This window comes from Arachidicoccus sp., from assembly GCF_050436765.1.
In the GTDB taxonomy this organism is placed as follows: Bacteria; Bacteroidota; Bacteroidia; order Chitinophagales; family Chitinophagaceae; genus Arachidicoccus.
Genome location: NZ_JBNQGD010000293.1, coordinates 1 through 3,374 on the forward strand (window position 1 = coordinate 1; position 3,374 = coordinate 3,374).

Consider the following 3,374-nt stretch of genomic DNA (forward strand, 5'->3'; position numbering starts at 1 on the left):
ATGTTGTTGCTCATAAATTTCTAAAGAGTCTTTTCTTTGTTTTACCAATTTTTGCAACATCTTCAATTCTCCTTCCTCAGAAATTTGTCCGCCAGCACCCGGCTCTGTTTTTGCCTTAATGATTTCGGCTTTAATTGCACGTAATCCACGCAAACCGTCTTCATCTTTGGCTTTCATGGCATCCTTCAGCCGGGTCATTATTTGATCTTCTAAACTCATTTTATTTATTTTTTAAAATTAATTGAATATATATATTGAAGATAGAAATAGGAATCTTAAACCTTCCCTTCAATTTTATTTTCTTTCAATTGTGTTTCGCGAAATTTTTGATAAAATGCTTTCGCGAAATTTTTGATATCATCTACTAATTCTGGTTGATTGGTTGCACGCTTAAAGGTGTCGCCCATAGTCATGAAAGTTTGATAAAAAAAGTCTGCCATCTCGTCTACCATCATTTCTTTAGTCCATAAATCTACGCGTAAAGCACTTTTATCTGCACCATCCCAAAATGCCAGCATCATTGCCCTTGCTTTTTGCGACTCATCACCACCGTCGCTTGCATTCCAAAAAATACTTTCAGGAATTTTATCGTCATCTAAATTTACTTCAATTTGAATATTAGATTTTGCCATATTGTAATATTGTTTTTTTTGATAGCTACAAAGATAATTTTAAAAAGCAGAATATTTTTTTAAATAATGATATTTGCATTTTACTTCCATAATAAAACCGTAATAGATGATACGTCCTTCCGAAAATGATTATCCTGCTTATGCAAAAAATTATGTATCACTGGTAAAAGGCGATAGTGTTGCTGAAATAATTGCTTTGCATAATGAGGAGCTTTTAAGTTTTGTAGAGTCCTTGCCTGATACAAAAGCTAACTACGCCTATGCCGAAAACAAATGGTCTGTAAAAGAAGTTCTGCAACATATAATAGATACAGAACGTGTTTTCTCTTACCGTGCATTGGCTTTAGCAAGAGGAGAAAAGCAATCTTTACCTGGTTTTGAGCAGAACGATTATGCCGCGCAAAGTTTTGCAAATACACGTGCATTCAGCGACTTAAAAGAAGAGTACTTTGCCTTACGTTTCGCTTCAAATATTTTATTCCGTTCTTTTCGGCCATCGGCCTTGACAAATAGGGGTTTGATTAATAATTATGAGGTAAGTTGTTTGGCCATCATTTATATGACTTTTGGGCATGCGCTTCATCATAAGCGCATTCTGATCAACAATTATTTGTAAAGACGCTGTTTTATATCTTTTTTCGGGTGATTTTCCTTAATGCAAACGTTTGATGTTGGTAATATGTTAATAACAAAGGGTGCTTTTTATTTTTCATTTCCCTAATTTTAATATCAGATTATTATCTTAATGGTAATAATTTATTAACCTAATCTTAATTACCTACTTATGTGTGTCAAAAACAGTATTCGGTTTTTGGAGCATTCAAGCTTTATTGCTGCTACAGGTTTTATATTATTGGTATTGGCTTGTAATGGCGGCGACCAAATCGGGGGAGACCTTCATCTTGTCACTTTTGCAGTGTCCGTCGTCTTGATTTTGATTTCGCTTTTTAAGAACAGCATTATTCGCTATCAACTAAGTCGTTCGGAGCATAAGAATTTATTTTATTATATAATTGAGCGAATGCAATTAGATGAGAACTTTTCTTTTACTAATGAACAAATGAGAAATGCATCGTTAAATTATCGTGACTACTCTACAAACGATTTTTTACGTGATAATAGTTTAAGTACTCAAATTGGGAGCCGGAAGTCGAAATCATGGAGGATTATAATTACTTACGTTGTATTTCTAATTGGGATGCTGTTGATTAGCAGAATATTTTCCCTGGATTTTGATAATTGTGCCATGTTTGTTATTTTAGGTGCGATAGGAATCGGCTATTATTTTCTTTTTAGTGATACCAAACGCGGTTCTTCAAAAGAAGAACCTTTAATTTCCTTTCACCCTTCGTGTTTAAATATTTTTAACAAAAAAATATCTTGGGACAATTTATTGGATTGGCGATATAACGAAGGGGGAAAAGATAGAAATTCAAGTGTTACCCTTTATTATCAAAATGCAAATCTAGACATGAAAACAATAAATATTGAACTGAAAACCCTTAATATAAGTAAGATTGATTTGGTATTGTTACTTTCCGTCTTTAAAGAAAAATATGGGCAAAGCATTTATTAATTCATCTTTTAAAAAGGAGTCAATGCCAGGGTTCTATAACAAATGAGGTTCGCTCTATCAAAAATCAAACCAACCTTAAATAAATCTCCCGCAATCCATCGAAAGCCATAATTTTCGTTGTACTTTTGGCAAGTTTTAAAACAAAAAGACAAAAGTAATGGCTTTAAGTCAAACGCTTCAACAGAAATTATTACAGAAGTTATCTCCTCAGCAAATTCAATTGATGAAGTTGCTACAAATCCCGACTGCGAATTTAGAGGAACGCATAAAGGAAGAATTGGAAGAGAATCCAGCTCTGGAAGAGGCAAAGGACGAAGAATTGCCGGATGTAATTGAGGGTAATTTAGACGAGACAGATGATCAGGAATTTGAATTAGATGGAAGTGAGGAACAATACGAAAATATTGACATATCGGAATATGTTACAGAGGGTGATGATGAAATTGCGGACTACAAATTGCGCAACGATGCTTATGAAGTCCCCGAAGAAAGACAAACAATGCCTTTTAAAGTAGAAAGCAGTTTACACGAGACGCTGTCCAATCAATTAGGCATGCTTTCGCTCAGCGAAAAGCAACAAATCATTGCCGAACAAATCATAGGCAGCATTGATGACGACGGGTATTTACGCAGAGAACAAAGTTCCATTGTTAATGATTTGGCGTTCAGACAAAATATTTCTACCAGTGAACAAGAAATAGAACAACTTATTCATAAAATACAACAATTTGATCCGCCGGGTATTTGCGCGCGCGATTTACAGGAATGTTTATTGCTCCAATTGCAGCGCCCCAATGATCATTTAGATGAAAGTACAGAAATAGCTATTCTGATTTTGAAGAAGTATTTTGATGAATTTACGAAGAAGCATTATGAAAAAATACTGCGGGGACTCTCTATTTCAGAGAAGCAATTAAAAGACGCGATTCAATCTATCATACGACTCAATCCTAAGCCAGGAGGTAACGTTGGAGAGTTAAATAAAGCCTATAGTTATATTGTTCCTGATTTTTTTATTTTGAACAGTGGTGGTAGTCTCGAGATTTCGCTCAATTCAAAAAATGCACCGGATCTGCGAATTAGTGATGGTTATCGTGACATGTTGAAAGAATATGATAGGGGCAGTAAAAAAGACAAACGTCAAAAGGAAGCAGTGCTCTTTATTA

Annotated in this window: 5 protein-coding genes; 3 read left to right on the forward strand and 2 right to left on the reverse strand. The window is 34.6% G+C overall.

What is annotated here, in order from left to right:
- Both ACQR30_RS12570 and gldC read right to left on the reverse strand, forming a co-directional pair.
- On the reverse strand, positions 1–219 hold a 219-nt coding region (locus tag ACQR30_RS12570), incomplete at its 3' end, for a GatB/YqeY domain-containing protein (RefSeq protein WP_429735610.1).
- A gap of 56 nt (positions 220–275) precedes the next feature.
- The gene (gene gldC / locus ACQR30_RS12575) at positions 276–632 is read right to left on the reverse strand and encodes a gliding motility protein GldC (RefSeq protein ID WP_429735612.1); all 357 of its coding nucleotides are present in this window, start codon (positions 630–632) and stop codon (positions 276–278) included.
- A gap of 106 nt (positions 633–738) precedes the next feature.
- Here gldC and ACQR30_RS12580 point away from each other — a divergent pair, with 106 nt between their 5' ends.
- The 3 genes from ACQR30_RS12580 to ACQR30_RS12590 all read left to right on the forward strand — a co-directional run.
- Positions 739–1,248 (forward strand): DinB family protein, encoded by a 510-nt coding sequence (locus ACQR30_RS12580; RefSeq protein WP_429735614.1) that lies wholly within the window; start codon positions 739–741, stop codon positions 1,246–1,248.
- A 168-nt stretch (positions 1,249–1,416) separates the two neighbouring features.
- Positions 1,417–2,208, forward strand: a complete 792-nt coding sequence (locus ACQR30_RS12585) for a hypothetical protein (protein ID WP_429735616.1) — start codon at positions 1,417–1,419, stop codon at positions 2,206–2,208.
- Positions 2,209–2,365: 157 nt separating this feature from the next.
- The coding region (locus ACQR30_RS12590; RefSeq protein ID WP_429735618.1) for an RNA polymerase factor sigma-54 at positions 2,366–3,374 on the forward strand (1,009 nt) is incomplete at its 3' end.